This is a genomic window from Microbulbifer sp. MKSA007, assembly GCA_032615215.1.
GTDB lineage: Bacteria > Pseudomonadota > Gammaproteobacteria > Pseudomonadales > Cellvibrionaceae > Microbulbifer.
Genome location: CP128433.1, coordinates 1,338,733 through 1,358,328 on the forward strand (window position 1 = coordinate 1,338,733; position 19,596 = coordinate 1,358,328).

At 48.1% G+C, this 19,596-nt stretch carries 23 protein-coding genes; 11 read left to right on the forward strand and 12 right to left on the reverse strand.

Features of this window, described 5'->3' with window-relative positions; all coding sequences use genetic code 11:
• The first annotated feature begins 89 nt into the window (after nucleotides 1–89).
• Both lptF and lptG read left to right on the forward strand, forming a co-directional pair.
• Nucleotides 90–1,223, forward strand: coding sequence for an LPS export ABC transporter permease LptF (lptF, locus tag QT397_08605; GenBank protein ID WNZ57381.1), 1,134 nt, complete (start codon nucleotides 90–92; stop codon nucleotides 1,221–1,223).
• Entirely contained in the window at nucleotides 1,216–2,277 is a 1,062-nt protein-coding gene (gene lptG / locus QT397_08610) for an LPS export ABC transporter permease LptG (protein WNZ57382.1), read from the forward strand. Before lptF ends, lptG begins: the two co-directional genes overlap by 8 nt.
• A 13-nt stretch (nucleotides 2,278–2,290) precedes the next feature.
• Here the strand turns inward: lptG and QT397_08615 are convergent, their stop codons facing one another.
• Together QT397_08615 and QT397_08620 are read right to left on the reverse strand one after the other, a co-directional pair.
• Nucleotides 2,291–2,785: an RDD family protein gene (locus tag QT397_08615; protein ID WNZ57383.1), complete on the reverse strand. Its 495-nt coding sequence runs from the start codon at nucleotides 2,783–2,785 to the stop codon at nucleotides 2,291–2,293.
• An 88-nt stretch (nucleotides 2,786–2,873) separates the two neighbouring features.
• The gene (locus QT397_08620; protein ID WNZ57384.1) at nucleotides 2,874–3,362 is read right to left on the reverse strand and encodes a hypothetical protein; all 489 of its coding nucleotides are present in this window, start codon (nucleotides 3,360–3,362) and stop codon (nucleotides 2,874–2,876) included.
• A gap of 165 nt (nucleotides 3,363–3,527) precedes the next feature.
• Between QT397_08620 and QT397_08625 the strand changes: the two genes are divergently transcribed.
• Complete coding sequence (locus tag QT397_08625) at nucleotides 3,528–3,680, forward strand: hypothetical protein (GenBank protein ID WNZ57385.1); 153 nt, start codon at nucleotides 3,528–3,530, stop codon at nucleotides 3,678–3,680.
• A gap of 26 nt (nucleotides 3,681–3,706) precedes the next feature.
• Here QT397_08625 and QT397_08630 read toward each other — a convergent pair whose 3' ends face one another.
• A complete protein-coding gene (locus tag QT397_08630; GenBank protein WNZ57386.1) occupies nucleotides 3,707–4,396 on the reverse strand; it encodes a class I SAM-dependent methyltransferase in 690 nt (229 codons plus the stop codon).
• Between the two features lie 84 nt (nucleotides 4,397–4,480).
• Here QT397_08630 and QT397_08635 point away from each other — a divergent pair, with 84 nt between their 5' ends.
• Genes QT397_08635 through QT397_08650 form a run of 4 tightly spaced genes read left to right on the forward strand, consistent with a single transcriptional unit; the run spans nucleotide 4,481 to nucleotide 7,837 of the window.
• Nucleotides 4,481–6,118 (forward strand): GMC family oxidoreductase N-terminal domain-containing protein, encoded by a 1,638-nt coding sequence (locus tag QT397_08635; protein ID WNZ57387.1) that lies wholly within the window; start codon nucleotides 4,481–4,483, stop codon nucleotides 6,116–6,118.
• A complete protein-coding gene (locus QT397_08640) occupies nucleotides 6,115–6,918 on the forward strand; it encodes a methyltransferase domain-containing protein (protein WNZ57388.1) in 804 nt (267 codons plus the stop codon). The genes QT397_08635 and QT397_08640 overlap by 4 nt, the downstream gene beginning before the upstream one ends.
• A gap of 39 nt (nucleotides 6,919–6,957) precedes the next feature.
• Nucleotides 6,958–7,413, forward strand: coding sequence for a tRNA adenosine(34) deaminase TadA (tadA, locus tag QT397_08645; GenBank protein WNZ57389.1), 456 nt, complete (start codon nucleotides 6,958–6,960; stop codon nucleotides 7,411–7,413).
• The gene (locus tag QT397_08650) at nucleotides 7,400–7,837 is read left to right on the forward strand and encodes an ion channel (GenBank protein ID WNZ57390.1); all 438 of its coding nucleotides are present in this window, start codon (nucleotides 7,400–7,402) and stop codon (nucleotides 7,835–7,837) included. The genes tadA and QT397_08650 overlap by 14 nt, the downstream gene beginning before the upstream one ends.
• 11 nt (nucleotides 7,838–7,848) lie before the next feature.
• Here the strand turns inward: QT397_08650 and QT397_08655 are convergent, their stop codons facing one another.
• Nucleotides 7,849–8,952, reverse strand: coding sequence for a glycosyltransferase family 25 protein (locus tag QT397_08655; protein WNZ57391.1), 1,104 nt, complete (start codon nucleotides 8,950–8,952; stop codon nucleotides 7,849–7,851).
• Between the two features lie 281 nt (nucleotides 8,953–9,233).
• Here QT397_08655 and QT397_08660 point away from each other — a divergent pair, with 281 nt between their 5' ends.
• The gene (locus QT397_08660) at nucleotides 9,234–10,439 is read left to right on the forward strand and encodes a multidrug effflux MFS transporter (GenBank protein WNZ57392.1); all 1,206 of its coding nucleotides are present in this window, start codon (nucleotides 9,234–9,236) and stop codon (nucleotides 10,437–10,439) included.
• A 100-nt stretch (nucleotides 10,440–10,539) separates the two neighbouring features.
• Here the strand turns inward: QT397_08660 and QT397_08665 are convergent, their stop codons facing one another.
• Nucleotides 10,540–11,040 carry a lactoylglutathione lyase family protein gene (locus tag QT397_08665; GenBank protein WNZ57393.1) on the reverse strand — a complete coding sequence of 167 codons (501 nt, stop codon included), beginning with the start codon at nucleotides 11,038–11,040 and terminating at the stop codon, nucleotides 10,540–10,542.
• A 90-nt stretch (nucleotides 11,041–11,130) separates the two neighbouring features.
• Here QT397_08665 and QT397_08670 point away from each other — a divergent pair, with 90 nt between their 5' ends.
• Both QT397_08670 and QT397_08675 read left to right on the forward strand, forming a co-directional pair.
• The gene (locus QT397_08670) at nucleotides 11,131–12,000 is read left to right on the forward strand and encodes a LysR family transcriptional regulator (protein WNZ57394.1); all 870 of its coding nucleotides are present in this window, start codon (nucleotides 11,131–11,133) and stop codon (nucleotides 11,998–12,000) included.
• Nucleotides 11,991–12,866, forward strand: coding sequence for a nucleoside deaminase (locus tag QT397_08675; protein ID WNZ57395.1), 876 nt, complete (start codon nucleotides 11,991–11,993; stop codon nucleotides 12,864–12,866). The genes QT397_08670 and QT397_08675 overlap by 10 nt, the downstream gene beginning before the upstream one ends.
• Nucleotides 12,867–12,874: 8 nt before the next feature.
• On the opposite strand, the gene QT397_08680 is transcribed toward QT397_08675, so the two are convergent.
• Entirely contained in the window at nucleotides 12,875–13,777 is a 903-nt protein-coding gene (locus QT397_08680) for a LysR family transcriptional regulator ArgP (GenBank protein WNZ57396.1), read from the reverse strand.
• Nucleotides 13,778–13,907: 130 nt separating this feature from the next.
• On the opposite strand from QT397_08680, the gene QT397_08685 reads away from it, so the two are divergent.
• Nucleotides 13,908–14,528 carry a LysE/ArgO family amino acid transporter gene (locus QT397_08685; protein ID WNZ57397.1) on the forward strand — a complete coding sequence of 207 codons (621 nt, stop codon included), beginning with the start codon at nucleotides 13,908–13,910 and terminating at the stop codon, nucleotides 14,526–14,528.
• A gap of 97 nt (nucleotides 14,529–14,625) precedes the next feature.
• Here the strand turns inward: QT397_08685 and QT397_08690 are convergent, their stop codons facing one another.
• From QT397_08690 to QT397_08715, 6 genes are all read right to left on the reverse strand, one after another.
• The gene (locus QT397_08690) at nucleotides 14,626–15,732 is read right to left on the reverse strand and encodes an acyltransferase (GenBank protein ID WNZ57398.1); all 1,107 of its coding nucleotides are present in this window, start codon (nucleotides 15,730–15,732) and stop codon (nucleotides 14,626–14,628) included.
• Between the two features lie 177 nt (nucleotides 15,733–15,909).
• A complete protein-coding gene (locus QT397_08695) occupies nucleotides 15,910–16,368 on the reverse strand; it encodes a hypothetical protein (GenBank protein ID WNZ57399.1) in 459 nt (152 codons plus the stop codon).
• Nucleotides 16,365–16,568, reverse strand: a complete 204-nt coding sequence (locus QT397_08700) for a hypothetical protein (protein WNZ57400.1) — start codon at nucleotides 16,566–16,568, stop codon at nucleotides 16,365–16,367. The genes QT397_08695 and QT397_08700 overlap by 4 nt, the downstream gene beginning before the upstream one ends.
• Before the next feature lie 8 nt (nucleotides 16,569–16,576).
• Nucleotides 16,577–17,074 (reverse strand): patatin-like phospholipase family protein, encoded by a 498-nt coding sequence (locus QT397_08705; protein WNZ57401.1) that lies wholly within the window; start codon nucleotides 17,072–17,074, stop codon nucleotides 16,577–16,579.
• 552 nt (nucleotides 17,075–17,626) lie between these two features.
• A complete protein-coding gene (locus QT397_08710) occupies nucleotides 17,627–18,646 on the reverse strand; it encodes a cytochrome c peroxidase (GenBank protein ID WNZ57402.1) in 1,020 nt (339 codons plus the stop codon).
• A 463-nt stretch (nucleotides 18,647–19,109) separates the two neighbouring features.
• Nucleotides 19,110–19,487 (reverse strand): hypothetical protein, encoded by a 378-nt coding sequence (locus QT397_08715; GenBank protein ID WNZ57403.1) that lies wholly within the window; start codon nucleotides 19,485–19,487, stop codon nucleotides 19,110–19,112.
• Nucleotides 19,488–19,596: the final 109 nt, after the last annotated feature.

A 19,596-nucleotide genomic window follows, 5' to 3' on the forward strand; every position in this document is an offset into this window, starting at 1 on the left:
GCCTGTGGATTGCTGTACCTAGAGGGAAACTTGCTCGTTTTTGATTCAGACACCATCACACCGCTGTCACCAAGGAATTTGTTCGCCCTGTGATTATTTTTCGCTATCTCTGCCGCGAGCTGCTGTTTGCCACGCTAGCGGTTAGCGCAATTTTGCTGTTAATTGTGATGAGCGGCCGATTCGTGAAATACCTTGCGGAAGCTGCCGCCGGTGATATTTCGGCGAATATCCTGTTCTCCCTGATGGGATTCCGTTTGCCGGGATTCCTGGAACTGGTATTACCGCTGGGCCTGTTTGTGGGGATTCTCCTCTCCTATGGCCGCCTTTATATAGAAAGTGAAATGACGGTTCTGCACGCCTGTGGCTTTAGCGATTGGCGTTTGCTGGGCTACACCATGATTCCAGCACTGATGCTGGCGCTGGTGGTGGCGTCCATGAGCCTGTATTTCTCTCCGGCGGGTATGGAGCGTTCCACCAGCCTGTTAAATGCAGAAAAGGCGCGCAACGAATTTGATCACCTGGTACCAAAAAGATTTGTGTCCTCCCAGGGCGGCCGCGCGGTTTATTACGCCGATGCGCTGAGCGAGGACAAGTCCACCATGTTGGGGGTGTTCCTGGCTGAGTTGGGTGGTGCGGAAGAGGAAACTGAGGCAGACCAGCAGATTGTCATCCGCGCTCGTGAAGGTGTACAGGAGATAGATCCTGAGACAGGCCTGCGCTATTTGGTACTGCGCGACGGTTATCGCTATGAGGGTGTTCCCGGTGAGCGGGAATACCGCCAGATGAAATTTGACAGTTACTCGGTGATTCTGGAGGTGCCTCGCGAGCGCAGCCGCTTGCAGGACCAGATGGAATCGGCTTCAACCCTGGATCTTCTTAAAGGCGATGATCCGCAACAGAGGGCCTACCTCTACTGGCGCTTCAGCCTTCCGATATTGGTATTGGTGGTTGCAGTACTCGCAGTGCCATTATCCCGTACCAACCCTCGCCAGGGGCGTTTTGCGAAGATGATCCCGGCCATTCTGCTGTATATCACCTACCTGGTAATCCTGCAGGGTGTCAGGGGGGCGATTGAGGACGGCAAGATTTCCAATCCGGCAATGATCTGGCTGGTTCACCCGCCGTTCTTACTGCTCGGCTTGCTGCTGTTAGCGGGAAGAAATTGGCGCAAGGCGCCGCCCAAGCGTTTGCCCGAGGATGTGAAGGAGTCGCCAGGTGAGTAAGCTCGATTTATATATCGCCCGCACCGTTATTGTTGCTGTGGGTGGCGCGCTGATGATTATTCTTGGCCTCACTGTGGTCTTTGCATTAGTGGACCAGTTGGGGGAGCTGAAGAAGGATTATGGCTTTGCCGATGCCCTGAAGTATGTGGGTTGGACATTGCCGGCGCGTATCTATGAACAGCTGGGCTTTTCCGCCCTGGTTGGGTGTCTGGTGGGGCTGGGCTCATTGGCAGGTACCAGTGAGCTGACCGTTATGCGGTCTGCCGGCGTCTCAATCGGTCGGATTACCTGGGCGGTGATGAAGCCCATTATGCTGCTGATTTTACTGGGTTTGGGCCTGGCGGAATTTGTTATTCCCAAGACCAATGTAATTGCCGAGAGTGACAAAGCCCGGGCATTGGGTGAGCTGGAGGCGAGCGGTCTGGAAAGTGGCCTGTGGCTGAAAGACAGCGGCGAGTTTGTGCACTTCAACGCGGCGCTGCCGGATGGTGAACTTTACGGTGTTACCCGCTACCACTTCGGTGCTGATCGAGAGCTGGAGCAGGTGGAGTTTGCTGAGCGCGGCCATTTTGATGGTAAGCGCTGGGAGCTGGAGAATAGCCGCACGACGATCTTCACCGGTGAACATACCGAGAGTGAGGCGCTGCCTACGACTGAGTGGAAGGCGGAGATTTCGCCAGAGTTATTCGCTTTGGTGGTGCCTATGCCGGCGGATCTGTCACCGCGCAGCCTTTGGGCTTACGGCAAGTTCCTCGATCGCAAGGGTGAAGACTCCAGTCGCTACTGGTTGCAGTTCTGGAAAAAAGTATTGCAGCCACTCACTATCGCCAGTCTGGTGATGGTGGCGATCTCCTTTATTTTTGGCCCTCTGCGGGAAGTAACCACCGGACTACGTGTGTTTACCGGATTGGTGGTTGGCCTGGTGTTCCAGTTTGTCCAGGATATGTTGGGGCCATCTTCCCTGGTATTTGGTTTCCCGCCTTTCCTCGCGGTGTTACTACCGATATTGCTGTGCTTTGGCGCGGGGTGGTACCTACTGCAGCGGGCCCGTTAGGGCCCCTAGCCTTCTACTTTTTAGACTTCTTGGGAAGTACGCGCACCTCGGATTCGGAGATAAGGTCATGCCACGTGGCCTTGTCGGATCTGGCCCAGGCAGAGAAGTAACCGAGTCCCAAACAAGCAATAGACAGCGGCGCTACGATGGCGCGAAGGATACACTGGCGCCAAGTGAGCTGGGCTCCGTTTGGGCTCGCCAGCAGCAGACGCCAAGCGCGCATCCCCACAGTTTGACCCGCAGCCCTCCAGGACCAGAAGTAATACCCTACGATAACCGCTAGAGCGCCCAGCTGGAAGAATGGTCCGCTGACACAGGGGTTGTAGTCATTTGCCTCGGGCTGGCAGTTGAGGCCCACCACGGTAGAGGCAACCATCAGCGCGATAAAGCCGTAAACCACCAGTAGGCCCATCAATATCAGCAGGTCGTAGAGCAGTGCGGCCAGGCGTGGACCCACCCCGGCAACAGGGAGTTCAGGAAAGGATTTGGGGGTGTTCGAGCTACTCACGGTTATCTCCGCCGGTTTTAAGTGGCGGAGATTCTAACAAACCTGTAAACGGGGAAGGAGAGGTAGCGCGCCTGAGTTCAGGGGCTCCCTAAAACTCCAGCTCAAAAGAGAACTTGAATTTGTCATCGGACAGAGAGATGCCATAGTCCACCGAGCTGCCAATCTTACCCTTATTGTTGGTGTACCTGAGCAAGCCTGTACGTGCGGCGCGGGAGTTTTGTGCCTTGTAAGTCTCAAGCCCCATTCGCAGGATTTTGGACAGGGCTTTGCCGCCTTTCAGGGGCTTAAACTCATCTGGATTGGTGTGCATCTGCAGCCATTGGTAATTTAGGCGTCGCTGTACGTTGCTCATACTATTGGTGCGTAAGTACTCGGCGGCCTGGACCAGGGCTTCGTTATCCATTGCAAATGCACTGTCGGAGAAAAACAGACTGCCGGATTCCATATTCAGGGTTTCATGGGAATCCGGGATAAATAACTCATCGGCAGAACAGACGCAGCACGCGGGCAGAAGAAATAGGCCAACGGTTTTTGGCACTAGTTGATTGGCGCTGAATCGGAAACTGCAGAGTAGCATTCTGTTTACCCCTGGGTGTCAACTTCTCATTTCGATGGCCGCAAGCGGTCGTTGAATTTATTATGGGTCACCCTTAACAAAGCATTTTTTCGAATTAATTAGGCGGCTGATGCAACTCCACTTACTGGACAGTCCGAAAAAGTCATCTCTTTCCTTGGAGGCCGCATGAAATGGATACTTTTTCATTTTTGTCTAAGTGGTCGCGAGCGTGAGCAGGAGCCCGCCAATGTTTTTTTATTATTGTTTTGGTATTTCTGTGCCAATGCTGATGAAAAAATTGTCTTGAATAGCTCCTCTTTCCACCGGATCGGGGCTTAGGTGCCAGGAAAGAGTTCCAAAATGCGCTACCGCAAAATTCTCCCACAAATAATCAGTGAGGATGGGGTTGGTTGGCTATCGGCTCTGGGTTCGTGAATCGCTTCTATGGCAAAGCTGTTGTCACGAAATAGCTGGACCCAACTTTCCAGGGTGCGGAAATACCAGGGAGCGGCCTCTTCAAAATCTCCGTCAATACCTTCCCAAGATCCCGGGCGCCATCCATCTCGATAGGGCTCATTACCGCAGGCCTGATGGGGGTGAAGAGTTTGGATGACAAAATACCCACCGGGCAGTATTAACTCGCGTGCATGGCTGAATAGTTGCTCGACAGATTCCTTTCCGATGAGGGAGAAGTTGCACACGATAAGTTCAAACTGCTGTTCCAGTTTTTCGGCGCAAATTTCTTCGTACTGCAATCGCCGGTAGGATTCATTGGCGCCTGCTCGAGCGCTGGCAATATCCACTAAATCCTTAACGCCATCGACACCACAGACTCGAATACCTTGCTCCGCCAGTTTTCTACTGAGCCAGCCTTCACCGCAACCGATATCTAAAATGCTCGCAGGTTGGTACGCCATGATTGTGCTGACAATGGCAGCATCAGTAACTAGTCGGCGGCTGGGAATGGCGGCATTGTCTACTACTTTAGTCCACTCATGAGCATTCTTATGCCAGCAGGTGAGTACCTGATCATCACTGAATTCGGAATTGGGCATGCTTGGGTGACCTCCAGCCTGTCATTATTCACAGCTTGAGTGTACCGTCAGTGGACCATCCAGCTACAAAGGTGCTGAGGTCCCATGTCCACTCAAATGATTTTTGATTATGTGATCGTAGGTGCCGGCTCCGCCGGTTGTGTTTTAGCAAATCGGCTCAGTGCCGAAGAGCAGAATCGAGTTTGTCTTCTGGAGGCGGGTCCTAAAGACCGGAGCCCCTTGATCTCCATCCCTGTCGGTATTGGCGAGTTACTGCCGGGTACTCGCTACAACCTACACCACCATACCACGCCACAAAAGCACCTGAATGACAGGAAATTATTTTGGCCGAGGGGCAGGACCCTCGGGGGTAGTAGCTCTATAAATGCCATGGTTTATATTCGTGGAAACAGCGATGACTACGATGCCTGGGAAGCGGAGGGTAATCCCGGTTGGGGTTGGAAGGGCTTGTTGCCTTACTTCTTAATGTCGGAAGGCAATGAACGGGGTACTGATGCGCACCACAGTGGCTACGGCCCTCTGTCGGTCTCGGATTTAAAGTGGAAAACCCGATCGGGCCATGCTTTTTTACGCGCAGCTGAGTCCCTGGGACACCGGCCGAATAATGATTTTAATGGCAGTCAGCAAAATGGAGTGGGTTTTTACCAAGTAACCCAACGGCGCGGACGCCGCTGCTCTGCGGCTACAGCTTATCTGCACCCAGTTTCCAGCCGCTCTAACCTACATGTTCGTACCAACAGCCAGGTGGCGAGGATTATTCTCAGGGGAGAGAAAGCGACCGGCGTCGAATTGCTTGATGGCACTAAAATCCTGGCGAATAAGGAAGTGATTTTAAGTGCCGGTGCTATCCAGTCGCCACAGCTATTATTGCTGTCTGGTATTGGGGATCAGGACCAATTGCGTAAATCTGGAGTGACTTCGCAAGCGCATCTTCCCGGTGTCGGAAAAAACCTGCAGGACCACCTGGATATCATTCAAGTTGTGGAAGCTTCAGAAGCGGTTAGCTTTTCCGAGGCACTATGGCCGAAGCTTCTCACTGCAATGCGCCTGCCAGAACTGATCTTTTTAAATAAAGGGCCCCTAACCAGCAATGTGGCCGAGGCGGGGGGCTTTGCCAGTTCCAGTCTGGCGGGTGGCAATCCGGATATTCAATTCCACATGACGGCAGTTCCGACTTTCCAACATGGATTTAATAAGCGCACCTGCTACGGTTACTCCCTTCACGCCTGTGCCCTGAGGCCTAAGAGTCGCGGTGAGATCACTCTGGACTCCACCGATCCACGCAAACTGCCCAGAATTGAACCCAACTACCTGAGTGAGCCCGAGGATCTGCAGGTAATGGTGGAGGCATTTGAAATGGCACAGGATATCCTCGCCCAGGAGGAACTGAGTCGCTACAAGAAAAAGTCCTTGCGCCCAGAGCAGAAGTTGAGTGATAGAGAGTCAATCATCCACTATATTCGCCAGCATGCAGAATCCATCTACCATCCGATAGGTACCTGTCGAATGGGGAGTGATGAATTGGCTGTAGTGGACAGCGAGCTAAAAGTACACGGTGTGGATGGACTGAGGGTTGTGGACGCCTCCATAATGCCCACCCTGATCAGTGGCAATACCAATGCGCCTGTGATCGCTATTGCGGAGAAGGCGGCAGATTTGATTATGCAGCGGTCTTCGCGCTCGTTTGTAAAAGAGAATAGACACACTCAGGAAGTTGAATGAATTGGCAATGCCCGCTTTGTGCTGCCCCCTTAACTTTAGGAAAAGATACTTGGCACTGTACCAATCGACATAGTTTTGATCGCGCGCGTGAGGGCTACGTCAATTTGTTGCCCGTTTATCGCAAGCGCCGCAAAGATCCCGGTGACTCTTCGGAGATGCTTCACGCGCGGCGGCGCTTTCTTCACGCCGGCTACTATCGGCCTCTGGTTGATAGTATCTCGGCGCTCTTGCCCTACAAGCCCGGCCGCCGTTTACTGGATATCGGTTGCGGTGAGGGGTATTACCTGCGAGAGCTTGAGTCCGCTGGCTGGCATGGCCACGGCCTTTCCGGTATCGACATTTCAAAATCCGGCGTGCGTATGGCGGCCAAGCGCGACAGTGGCGCTCAGTTTGTGGTTGCCAGCAATGTGAATTTACCGGTGGTCTCGGAGTCGGTGGATAACCTGCTGAAGATCTTTGCCCCAGCCCCCGATCATGAAATGGAGCGGGTAATCAAAACCGGTGGCCATTTGGTAGACGTATCCCCTGGCCCCGATCACTTGTGGTCACTAAAGAAGTACCTCTATAAAGAGCCGCGTAAACATCCCGCACCAAAAGTGATTGAGAAGTTGACCCCAGAAGTCGATATGCGCTGCTGTTTCCCTTTCGTATTGAAGAGCAAGCAGGCCATTTCAGATTTTCTCGCTATGACGCCTTTTGCCTGGAAGGGCAATCGTGAAGAACGGCAGAAACTCGAAGAGCGCGACAGCCTGGAGCTGGAGGCGGACTTTGTTATTCGTCGTTTTATTAAACATAAATAACAGGCACTTGATAGAAGGTAGAGGTAATAGAGCAGCGTTATGGCGACTCCCAGAGACTTTGGATTTATGCGGCGAGCCCTGGAGCTTGCACAACTCGCTGCTGAGCGCGGTGAAGTACCGGTGGGTGCGGTTTTGGTCCAGGATGGAAAAATCATAGGGGAGGGCAGTAATCGCCCGATTGGGAATTGTGACCCCAGTGCCCATGCGGAAATCGTAGCCCTGCGGCAAGCGGCAGATAAACAACAAAACTACCGCCTGCCAAACACCACTTTATATGTGACGATTGAGCCCTGTACTATGTGCTTTGGCGCAATGGTACATGCGCGGGTAGGGCGGCTGGTATACGGCGCTACCGAACCCCGGGCCGGTGTTGTGGAGAGCCAGCTGGAATTGGCACAAGCCAACTTTTTCAATCACAAGATTACGGTGGAGTCGGGAGTCATGGCGGAAGAGGCAAGCAATTTAGTGCGCGAGTTCTTTCATGATCGACGCTGATCTGGCATTTGCTTTTGTGGTGAATTCAATAGTTGTCGCCACCGTCGTCCTGATTCACCACGAAGTATTGAGTGCCCTTGCCCGGATTGGCCGCTGGATTCCGATCAAGCATAACCTGGCGATTGTCTTGGGGGTGTTTGGCGCTCTGATCGCCCACGTGGCTGAAATATGGCTGTTTGCTTACTGCTACTACTTTATGGTGAATTCGCCTTATTTTGGTACTTTGGTGGGCAACTTTAATGGCAGCCTGTTGGACTGCGCCTATTTCTCATTCACCACTTATACCTCACTGGGTTTTGGTGATATTGAGCCCCTGGGGCATCTGCGTTTTACTGCTGGCCTTGAAGCCCTTACGGGACTGGTGATGATTACCTGGACCGCTTCTTTTATGTTTTTAAAAATGCAGCGTTATTGGGAGAATTGATCGCAGGGTTCTTAAGATTTAATTCGCGCCGTACGCCCTGTGCGTTGTGTGGGTTTTTCTGCTGGATAGAATTCTTTTGAGTGGAGCCTTAAATAAAAGTGTCTGCCCACACTGCGCCAGAGTTTTCCGAAAGGGTGCAGCCAATAGAGCCACCGGGCGACTTTCGTGCGGTGGATATTGGATTTAACAATATTGGAGATGTGTTCGTTTTCCCACAGAAGGTGGGGCTCAACGCCATACAGTTTTAGGTCAAATTGCCAGAAGTGATCGAATACCTTGTCGATGGGTTCGAAAATACGGTTGGCATATTTTAAGATTTTCTCCATCCCGCGCCGGTTAATCAGATATCCCTGTGCTCCACACCACCCCCGCTCTGGTCGCACTAACTGATGAACACCGTCATTCAAGGTTTGCACGACTTTTCGCTTGCGGACCTTAAGTCCCATCAGTCGAATCATCTCGATATTTTCAGGGAGTTGCTCTAACTCCGCTAGGACGCGGCCAAATGAGGGTTCTAGCTGTACATCATCTTCCAGAATACAGACCCGGTCCAAGCCGGAGCGGTATGCCCGGCGAATTGCTCTCAAGTGGGCGAGATAGCATCCAATTTCGGAGCTTTTGAGTTCGCACAAGTGGCGCCATCGGGTGACGTTATTCGCGATATGCTCATTATCTTCCAGTTCCGGAATGCCTGAGCGCCCATCAATCCCCTCAATCGTGTTGATATGCAGTCGCTGCATTTTCCCGGCGCTGAGTAATAGGTCAACGTCATCACTGTTTGGTTGCAGAGTGATAATCCAACAGGGGGTATTGGCGATATAGGGTCGCTGACGGCGGCCGCGCGGGGTAATTGGGCGCCTAGAGCTTAAAGGGAGGCGGCGACGTTGTCTTGTTGGTGGGGAAAGCGGGTGCCGCTTGGGCTTGTGGCTGGTAGCAGCCAGCAGGCCAGGCAAAAATTCCTGAGCTACCACAGTTGCTAGAATGACAGGGCTTTTCCACCAAGAGGCGCTGAACAAGTGCCGGGCACCACAGGAGTCCCTTGGACGCTTGGAGGTCAGGGTTGGAAAACCTTTAGTTATACCGTCTGCAGACGGTATAGAAGCGTCATGGGCCATTAACTCCCCTGATCTTATGGTCCTAAGTTAAGTTGCTACGATTGAAGGTTAAGGTTTGACCTGCCAGTCCGAAAAAGGATGAGGGAACTTACTACTGGGGTGGAAGGAAAGAATACACCGCTCTCGAGACACGCTGTGAATACATCCCTGTAAGCTCCTAATCGGCATCCATGCCTCATAGGGTCCCAAGCGCGGTGTATTCTTTCCTTCTCCCTTTTTAGTAATTGTGAGAGGTGTCTTGTAGAGGTGCCAAGGTGGAGTTGGTTCAATAGGGACTGTGGATGAACTCAGGCTTTATAAAAATGGCGTTGATCCTGGGGCTTTTGAGCTCTGTTGGTCCTATGGCCATTGATATGTATCTGCCTGCATTACCTGCGATGACAAAGGCCCTCGACACCTCAACCCAGGTCGCGTCCTATACGCTGATGGCCTATTTTATTGCGTTCGGGGTGTGTCAGATTTTTTATGGCCCCGCTTCCGATATGTTTGGCCGCAAACCGCCGCTCTATTTTGGTTTGCTGGTTTTTACTTTCGCATCTATTTGTTGTGCCCTGGCAACCACTATCGAGTGGTTAATTGCCTTTCGCTTCCTGCAAGGAGTGGGTGCCGCCTCAGTAATGTCGATTCCCCGAGCAATAATTCGAGATTCTTATACGGGTACTCAAGCAACTCGCCTTCTTACCACAGCAATTCTTGTCCTTTCAATTTCTCCTATGTTGGCGCCATTAATTGGTAGTCTGCTATTAATTTCGTTTGGTTGGCGCAGCATATTTTGGGGGATATCCATTGCTACTTTTTTAAGTCTGATACTTGCTATTACAAGCCTTCACGAAACCTTACCAGTGAATAAGCGCATACCATTTAAAATAGGTGCGCTGCTTGAATCTTATTCAATATTACTGCGTGACCCGATCTATATAGGGCTTACTTGTATAGGAGGGTTTGGCTTCGCCAGTGTACTTGCTTTTTTTGCGGCAGCTTCATTCTTATATACGAATTACTACGGATTGACCCCAACCGAATTTAGCCTCGCCTTTGCTCTGAACGCGCTAAGTTTCTTCTTGTCGAGTCAATTTTCAGCAAATTTCGGTGCCCATTTAGGGATGGTGAAGCTGGTGAAGTGGGGTGTAGTTGGATTTGTGATAAGCTCGGTGACTATGTATTTAGTGATAGAGGCCGGTTTTGATCATCTCGTACTACTGATATGCATGCTTATCGTATGTAATATGTTTCTTGGTTTGGTTCTTCCTACGGCATTTATTCTTTCCATGGAAAGACATGGCCCTATAGCGGGAACGGCTTCTGCCCTGGCTGGTACTATGCAGTTGTCAATCGGGGCTGTAGCTATCCTGATAACCAGTTTGGTTTTTAATGGAACACCAGAATCGCTTGCTGGGGTAATTGCGGTGTGTGGAATTTTGGCCTTTGTGGTTTCTTGGTTGGTTTTGCGTAATGTAGTCAGTATCACAGCAGACCAGAGCGATTGAGTAATACCAAAATAAATTAGGGAGCCCCTGAATAACTCTGTGCCGGCATTTCACTCAGCATCGTTCGAATGATGCTGAGTGAACTCTGGAGTGCTTAAGATCAGTAGGCACCAGCACTGTAGATCAGCTCATAGCTGTGGCTGTAAATTTCCAGAATATTGCCAAAAGGATCTTCCATATAAATCATGCGATAAGGTTTTTCACCGGGGTAGTAATAACGGGGCTCCGGCATACGTTTTTTACCTCCAGCCGCCACAATCTTATCCGCCAGTTCTTCCAGGTTGGGGTCTTGTACGCAGAAGTGAAAAATACCGGTTTTCCAGTATTCAAAATTATCTTCTGGGTTTTCCTGATTTTTAAACTGGAATAGCTCTACGCCAATCCTGTCCCCTGTCGACAAGTGAGCAATACGGAAACTACCCCAGTTTGGGCCAAATACGTCGGTGCACATTTCACCGATAGCGCTTTTGTCCTCTGTGATATCTGTGGGCTTCATAATCAGGTACCAACCAAGTACCTCGGTGTAAAACTTCACAGCTTCTTCAAGATTCGGCACTGAAATACCGATATGAGAAAAGGTTCTCGGGTATGCGCTACTCATAGCTGTCTCCTTTGTTGAATGCGGTTAAGTTACAGTCTCTAATGCATTACGTATAATTATCATTTGTGATATTTTTAAGTAGCGTTCGTAATGATAAGTCCAGTGTGGTTAAGAAGCTTCTGTACTTTAGCTGAAGAGGGGCACTTCACTCGTACGGCGGATCGCTTGCATATGACTCAGTCTGGGGTCAGCCAGCATATACGCAAGTTAGAGGAGCACTTAGGTGTCGCTCTGTTAGTTAGACAGGGTAAACACTTCACGCTCACTGATGCTGGTGATCGGCTCTACCGGGAAGGGCAGGGGATTATTCAGAAGCTTGCCAGCCTGGGGCAAATTGTTGGTGAAGACCCTCCCCACCGTGGGGATGTGCGAGTAATGTGCCCCGGGAGTGTGGGGCTGAAGCTCTACCCCAAGTTGTTGTCCCTGCAGAAAATCCATCAGGGTTTATCGATGAGCTGCCGTTTTGCTCCCAACCTGGATGTAGAGAAGGCCATTGCGGAAAACGGCGCTGATATTGGATTAATGACCAGCCCGCCACAAGCAGAGGAGCTTGACAGTCGGCCGGTCGCCAGTGAAAGGTTGTTGCTAGTGACGCCGGCTGAAGTAAAAACTCCTGACTGGGAGAAGCTTTTAGCGCTGGGCTACATAGGCCATCCTGACGGTATACACCATGCGAGTCTATTATTGGGAGCAAACTTCCCGCAATTTAGAAGTCTTGAAGCTTTTCAACAAAAAGGGTTTTCCAATCAGATCAGTTTAATACTGGAGCCCGTTAGTATGGGATTGGGTTTCACAGTTTTACCTGCCTATGCGGTAAGTGCATTTCGAAAGCCGAAATTGATTAAGGCACATAGCCTTGAAAATCCTGTTAGTGAGACACTATATTTGGCGCTTAGGCGCACTCAACTTGTACCCGCCAGAGTCAGGTTTATTATTGGTGAAATGGAGAAATGGCTTTAATCGGGCTCCTAAGTATCAAAAAGCTGAACAGTTTTGGTAAAAATACCGGGTTGCTTCGCTTCCTGCTATTTTGGGCTCTATCACAACTTTCTCTTGTGGGAATAGCTGAAGCTGAGAGTGTTAAGGATGAGCAAGATAAAATACTGATGTTGTTGGCTTATTCTATAGTATTCCAGGACTGGGTCAGACCTACTGATAAAAATAAAAGAGGCCATAATATTGGTGCGGTTTTATTTGATAATGATGCCAGGAAGATAGTCGGGGCCCAACTAAATTCAGTTTTGCGTTGCGATGACAAAACTCAACACGCTGAAGTGCGTTTAATGCAGCAGTGTCTATCAGAAAAATGTCTCGGAGAAAAAAGCCAATATTTGACCAAGGCCAATGTTACGATCTACACATCTTTAGAGCCCTGTATGATGTGTAGCGGAATGATGATTTTTTTGGGCGTTTCAGGTGTTGTATACGGGCAAACTGATCCAGACTATGGTCAAAGTATCGAACGACTTAAGCAAAGCTTTGACAAAAATTGTGGCTATGAGCATTCTCAGTGTATCGTAGATAAACCGGGAAATTATTACACTCGCCGTATAACTTCAGAACCATCGAAGCTTTTACAGAAAGAGAAGCTGGATGGGGCTTACTTTAATTATGAATTACTACATGGAGACTATATTGTTAGCTTCCTATTGAGTGACGATGCTAAAGAAATTTATCAGGAAGCTTTTCGGAACTTCAAAAACCTGGATATTAGGCATAAGGAAAATCGGTCTATATATCGCCAAGCACTTTCAACCCTAAAACAGCTGGAAAATGGTGAACTGCAGTTGGGTTACTGTCCATCCTGGCAGTCGCACCATCACTAACTTTTCGACTATTGGTTTAGAGCTTTTCGAGCATGTTCTGTGAGGTTGATAGTGATCTCTTTAATCAATTTCGATTTTAAGTTCCAAACATGCCAGTAAAGAGGAATCTTCAAATACTGGTCTTCAGCGAGTTTCACCAACTTTCCACTTTTTAGCAGGCTGGCGATCTGAATATCTGGCGCCATTCCCCAACCCAGCCCCAGAGTTAAGAAACTGAGGAAGCTCTTTGAAGAGGGGATTTCATGAGATGGGTACTGACCGGTCTCCACGCCCCAAAACTGTTTAAGGTAACGACTCTGCAATTGATCCTTATAGTTGAACTCCAATGTGGGAGCGTAGTGGAGCTCTTCAACCTTAATCGGGTCTGAAAAAAACTTCTTCTTAAAAGCCTTGGTGCATACCGGGTAATAGGCCATATGACCGAGCAGTACCGATTGGCAGCCCTGGAGGTTACTGGTTGTTGAACTGATACAGCCAATGACTTCACCATTCTTCAGCAGTTCATGGGTAGCGTCCTGATCGTCAACCTTTAGATCCACGAGCAACTGCTGGGATCGAATCAATGGTGTGATGGCAGCCAGGAACCAGGTATCCAAACTATCTGCATTCAGTGCGATACGAACCTTATTCTGGTTGCTATAGCGGGTCTTGCCCCCCTCTGGATCGATATCAGTGAGAAGCTCTTGTTGTAACAAGTGCATTTGCTGGTAGTACCCCAACACTTTGAGGCCGGCTTCAGTGGGCCGCAAAGGGTTGGAGCGTATCAATAGGGCTTGGCCAACCTGGCTTTCTAAGGCTTTGATTCGTTGGGAAATCGCAGACTGGCTGACATGGAGTAGGGCGGCAGCCTTGTCAAAACTGCGCTCCTCTATGACAAAGGCAAAGGCCTGGAGTTGCTTTAGGTCTAGCATAAGAATTTCTTATGAGGGATCAGTATAATTAAGTTTACTTATTCTAGTTTGACTCTTAATCTCGCGCCACTATTAAGGCCCGCAGCCCTGCGGGCACTTCCAAATTAGAGAATGAAACACAGGAGGCATCGTGTTCTCAGGGTTGTTGCTGGCGCCGCTCGCAAAAGGTTTTTTGACTACCATCAGTTTGATTATGGCGATCGGAGCGCAGAATGCGTTTCTGCTGACGCAGAGTATCCGTCGACAATATCACTTTAGTATCGCGGCTTTATGCGTACTGATGGATATTGCCTTGATCACAGGCGGCGTGTTCCTGGTTGCAAACCTCGCACAAGCGGGTGGCGACTGGATGATCTGGCTGACCTGGCTCGGTGCTGCTTTCCTGTTCTCCTACGGTGCTATAGCTTTCCGTTCGGCCTTCACTAATAAAGGTCTTGGAGAGCAAAAAGAGTGGATGAAATCCCGCCGCTCTGCCTTGATTACCGCGGTAGCCTTAACCCTGCTTAATCCACACGCGTATGTGGACACGGTTGTACTGATTGGCTCAGTAGGGGCGCAGTATGCTGGCAATGGAACCTGGTTTTTTGTGCTGGGGGCATGTAGTGCATCCCTGCTATGGTTCACCCTTCTTTCAGTGGGTGGCAGCATGATGCAGCCGCTATTTAAGAACCCCAGAACCTGGCAGGTACTCGATGTACTGGTGGGCATTATGATGTGGACTATTGCTATCAGCTTGTTGTGGGCGCAGTAGACACTCGATAACGGCTGCTAAAAATAGCTGTAGACTAATAAGTCTACGGCTATTTTTTTGCTTCCAGGCCCTTAACTTATTCCTATAGTTTTCCACACTAACTCTCCCTTAACATTCCCCCTGACCTGTTTAACCCACCATTTCGATTGCTCAAAAAGCGCCCAAATTGCATACAGGGCCTCTCCACCAACCAATAAATGGCTGCTGCCAGAGCAAAGCTAAGTAGTGTTACTGCCACAAGAAACGTGGATAGAGAAATACTTGTAAACCCTTGCCCCCAAGGTTGGCTTATGACCCAGCTGCCGAAAAAGACAACGACTAAATGAAACAGGTAAGTGGAGTAGCTGATAGTCCCCAGAGCTACTAAATGCCGTATTGGCTTTAGTGGAAGTAATACAAAAACAAGGAAGATAGCTAAAGCGATGAAATGAGATGAGAAAAAACGGAGGGGAGTTTCGCTGATCGACCTACCTAATAGGTGCATGGCCATAACGAGTAGTGGTATCGAGAAAGTCGAAACCAAGCCCCAAAGCATGTAACGATAACCGCGCCTTGTTTCGTAGCAATACCTGATCAGGGTTCCGCAGAACATAACTGCGATAGCAAAGGGGAGGTAAGTAGTGGTGGCGGGAAGCTGGGATATTGGAGTCGATGATTGCCCTAAAAGTTGCATGCTGATAAATACCGATAGTGCCCCCCAGCACACTAAGAGTAGGTACCTGGGATTCCCTAGTAGTCGAAGGGAGAACATCAGTGCGCAGAGACAGTAAAAAAGCAGTTCTGCAGTAAGAGTCCAATATAGAATCTGAACACTTTCAAACCCTATAAGACCTTGCAGCATTGTGGTATTGGCAAGAATGGTAGATGCAGAGAATGTTCGGTCAGCGAGCAACCATGTAAGTCCGATAATTGCAGTCAGAGATAACCAGTAAGTGGGATACAAGCGGAAGAAGCGGCGGATAGCAAAGCTCTTGAGAGTACGGTTAGATGCAAGAAGACTGTGGGGAATGACAAAGCCGGATATTAGGAAAAAACAAAGTACTCCTATCCGGCCAAAATCCAGTTGACTGATAAATTCAGCCAGAGCCGAGCCGTGCTGGGCGATGGATGGGTTGCGGATAAATACTTCACTACTGTGTTGCCAGACAACCAAAGTTGCAGCTAGCCCCCGTAGCACATCGAGATTAAGAAGGCGTGTGTTCATTACCGATGGACCATACCCTTGGTCAGTGTACTTTCATTCCGCCCAGAATATGATAACTATGCCTCTTGCAAAAGCCTGAGAGCTGAGAATTGTCAAGAAGAAAGGTAATAGTTGTCTGTATTTGCTGTGTACTAGTCTAGACCCAAGCATCTTAGTGATGATTGATTAACGGTAGCGCTATCCATTTTTTTTGAGCCTCTCGACGACTTGATCAATCTCGGCTTTATTCTCCCTGATAAGTCTGTCTGATAAAACTTTTAGCTTATTACTTGCCTTGTAGTCAAACGGGTCAACATATGGATTTACAAGTTCAACATTGAAATAATTATAATTAATCCGTCCCTCAGGAGTGAGAGATTTCGCAATTTCCAGTGTATATAACTGTTGATTATCCATAGACCTTTGTACGTTTGAAATTAGGTCTTGGATCCAGTTAATTTGCCCCCAGTTTTTTAGGCTTCTATAGTCAGTTTCCGTGGTAGCTAGTGGTTGCGTGCCAGCCCCAAGGACTAGTACATAATAGTTTTTTCCGGGGAACTCCCTGATAATATCACGTAATACAATACTGGTGGGATTGTTAGCGTCTACGCCAGCATCGGCATAATACTGATGATGTATGTCTTGTCCGGTAGTCATAAAATCGACGGGGGGAATACTGTTTCCGCGCTAGCTGCGGCTGTAACTAATTGGTAGAGTGTATTGGTGGGTAGCTTAGTAATTGCCTCGCCACGATTCTTGAATAATTGAAGCTGGCCCATGTGAATATTGAGGGAGGGGATGATGACGTAGTTTTTCAGGCTCGTAAATTTTAATTTGTCAGTGAAATTTTTTTCCATGGTTTCGCTTAAGCGATCACCGCTAAAGCGGGGGAGATAAAACCATTAAAGGTTAGTAATTTGTGATACCAAGGTACGGAGAATACGTATCTGCTATCTTTTTTATAAATATTAATGATTTTATCACTTTGAGATTTTAGGTTTTCAGTTCCTGGGTGATCATCTTCAAATGATTCTTGGGTCACATTGAGACCAGTAGCGATGATGGCACCAGTGGATACTCCACTAAAGACATCAAACAATTCATCAATAGGTTTGCCGGTCTGTTCTTCGATATGTTGAATAACATAGAGTGGTATCAAACCACGTATTCCACCGCCATCTATGATAAGGATGTTGATAGTATCTTTGTCTTTAAGGGAAGCATTACTTTTGATGAACTCTTTTGTAACAGGGTGGGCATCAAACCGAATACTTTGGGTCAGTCGGTAATTGTAGACGTACACCAAGCCTAAAAACGCTATGATAATTAGTATGGTGAAGGCTGACGCTAGCCGAAGTTTCATTGATCTGCCTATACTCTAAACCTTAATACAGAGAGTGTGGCAAAGTAGATAAGTTTTATTTCTTTGCGTTATTTAAAAGATACTAAAGGCTGTTTTATTGTCTTGTTTTTGGGTTGTGGCAAGGGATCAAGCAGTATAAGCGGTTTTTATCTGTAAGAGGGGGCGTAATTTCTATTCTCTGAGGCTCTTACGGGAAATTTCACTATCTTTACAGCGAAAAGCACATAAAGTAATCTGATGACTGAAAGCCCAGGTAGTGAACAGTAATTTAATGGAACTCTCCCAAGTCGGTGGCTGAAGCCTGCACATTTCCCTAGGATTTCAATTTACTGGCTTGATATAAGTATTGGTGGAGCGCTAAATATTATAAGCTGGTCGGCAATCAGGAAACCATTTAGTCTACTGGATGCTGTCTCTGAGTGTGGCTGATACACAAAGTATCCGCAAGGTTGAATGGTTATAAGTTATCAATGAGCTAGTGAATGAAAACCCGCGAGCCTAGCCAAAATTGATTAGAGTGAAAGGGGCCCACCCCGAAGGGTGGGAAATAGTTTAATGAGCTTGATGTTCTAAAGCGTTTAGGAAAGTTGCAATATCATCTACTTGTTGTGTGCTTAATTTCTGTCCCAATTGGTACCAAGCCATATCGTAAATTGCCTGCTCGATGGTTTCTACACGCCCGTCGTGGAAGTAAGGAGCGCTTCTGCTTACGTCGCGTAACATTGGAACTTTAAACATCATTTTATCGTTTTCAAGGCCTGTAACTTTATATCGACCTAAATCTTCTTGGTGTGGATATTGGTTGACCAGCCCCATCTTCTGGTACATGTTTCCACCCAAGGTTGCGCCATTGTGGCATGCTGAACAACCAGTGTTGATAAAGGTTTGCAGGCCCTTTAACTCACTTTGTGTCATAGCCTGGTCATCACCATTTATAAAATCATCAAAACGATCATTTGTAATCAGTGTGCGCTCAAACGCAGCTATGGCTTCAGCAATATTGTCGTAAGAGATAGCATTCTCTTTACCAAAGGCGTGTTTGAAACTTTCTTGATATTCGGCAATTTTTGAAATCTTTGCCTCAACAGCCTCTTCTGAAGGCATTCCCATCTCTACAGGGTTTAGAATTGGACCTTTGGCCTGTTCCTTCAGGTCCTCTGCGCGACCATCCCAAAATTGAGCCACTTGAAATCCGGAATTCCAGACCGTTGGAGAGTTTCGATCACCCTTGGTACCAGGTAAAGCTCCCGGTGATGTCGCTTCATTGTCGACACCCGAGCCGTTGTAGTTCCCTACTTGATGGCAGCTGTTACAGGACTGGCTATCATTGACTGAAAGCCGTTCGTCCATGAACAGTGTTCTTCCAAGCTCAACCATCGCTGGGGTGTCATTCTCACTGCCTGGCATAGTTTCTGAGAGAGTGCCGAACATAATTTTTGATTGTTGACGTAATTGATTTATATCAACTTCGGCCGTTGCCGATACAGTTGTTGATAGCAAGCTTGCTGCCGCTATCAAGCCGCCAACGATTGGAAGCTTTAGATCTCTTTTCGAAAAAATTTTCTTAATCACTTTGGTATCTCTCCCACATCTCAAAAAACAATGACAACTAACCTATTTTTAATCAAAGTTAGGCGGCGCCACTATATAGGGAAGCTCGTTCGGCTGATACCATGATTTAAGAAAAAAGCTGTGGAGTTTTAGAATATCCAGAATTGGTCACAAAATATTTTTTCAAATATTATTCAGAACTTGGCCTATACATTGAATGCACTGGATTTGGCGAGATTGAAGTCTTGCTATTTACCTTTAAAAATTGCAGGACAATTTCTGAGATGGCGAGGAAGTGTAGGGTTTAGGGGATAGCTATCAGAATCTCCAAAGAGAAATGATTCGTATTTCTGCTAGCCGGTTGGTGGTGTAATATCTACTCGAAGATTAAAGACTCATTAACTATCTGAATGTGGTTAATTTTTTAGGTAGGACCTTTAGGTTTTAGGAAGCTTTTAATCTTATTGTTATATCTGGTTAACTTTTATATTGGTCTACGTATTCTAAATAGAGGCGTTTCGCTACCTATCAAGCTACCGGGCTTAATGAGAATCTCTTCGACTATTCCGCTGCAAGGGCTGGGCAGCTCAATTGTGTAAGTTCCAAAATCGGCAACGAGTATCGTTTGTCCACCGTAAATTGGATAATCAACACCAACCATGACTTCTACTACCTCACCAAGTTCTTTTGGGCGGACTGAGCCGGACAAAGGTTCTTGTTTGTGCGGAATCGAATCAAAAGAGGGGGCGCGTACGATTCCATCGGATGGAAAGCGTTCTTCCTCTAGGGGTATTCTCTCACCACTTTCAATGGAACTTATACCAAGAGCACCATTTATAAAATCAAGTATGAATTTCCACATATATTTCTAGGCTGTTTAGTGTAATTGCCTATAAATTAACCGGTTATTTTAAATTATTCCCTTATCCAATGATTCAGGGCTGTTTACGGGATAAAGATCCCCGGTGGCT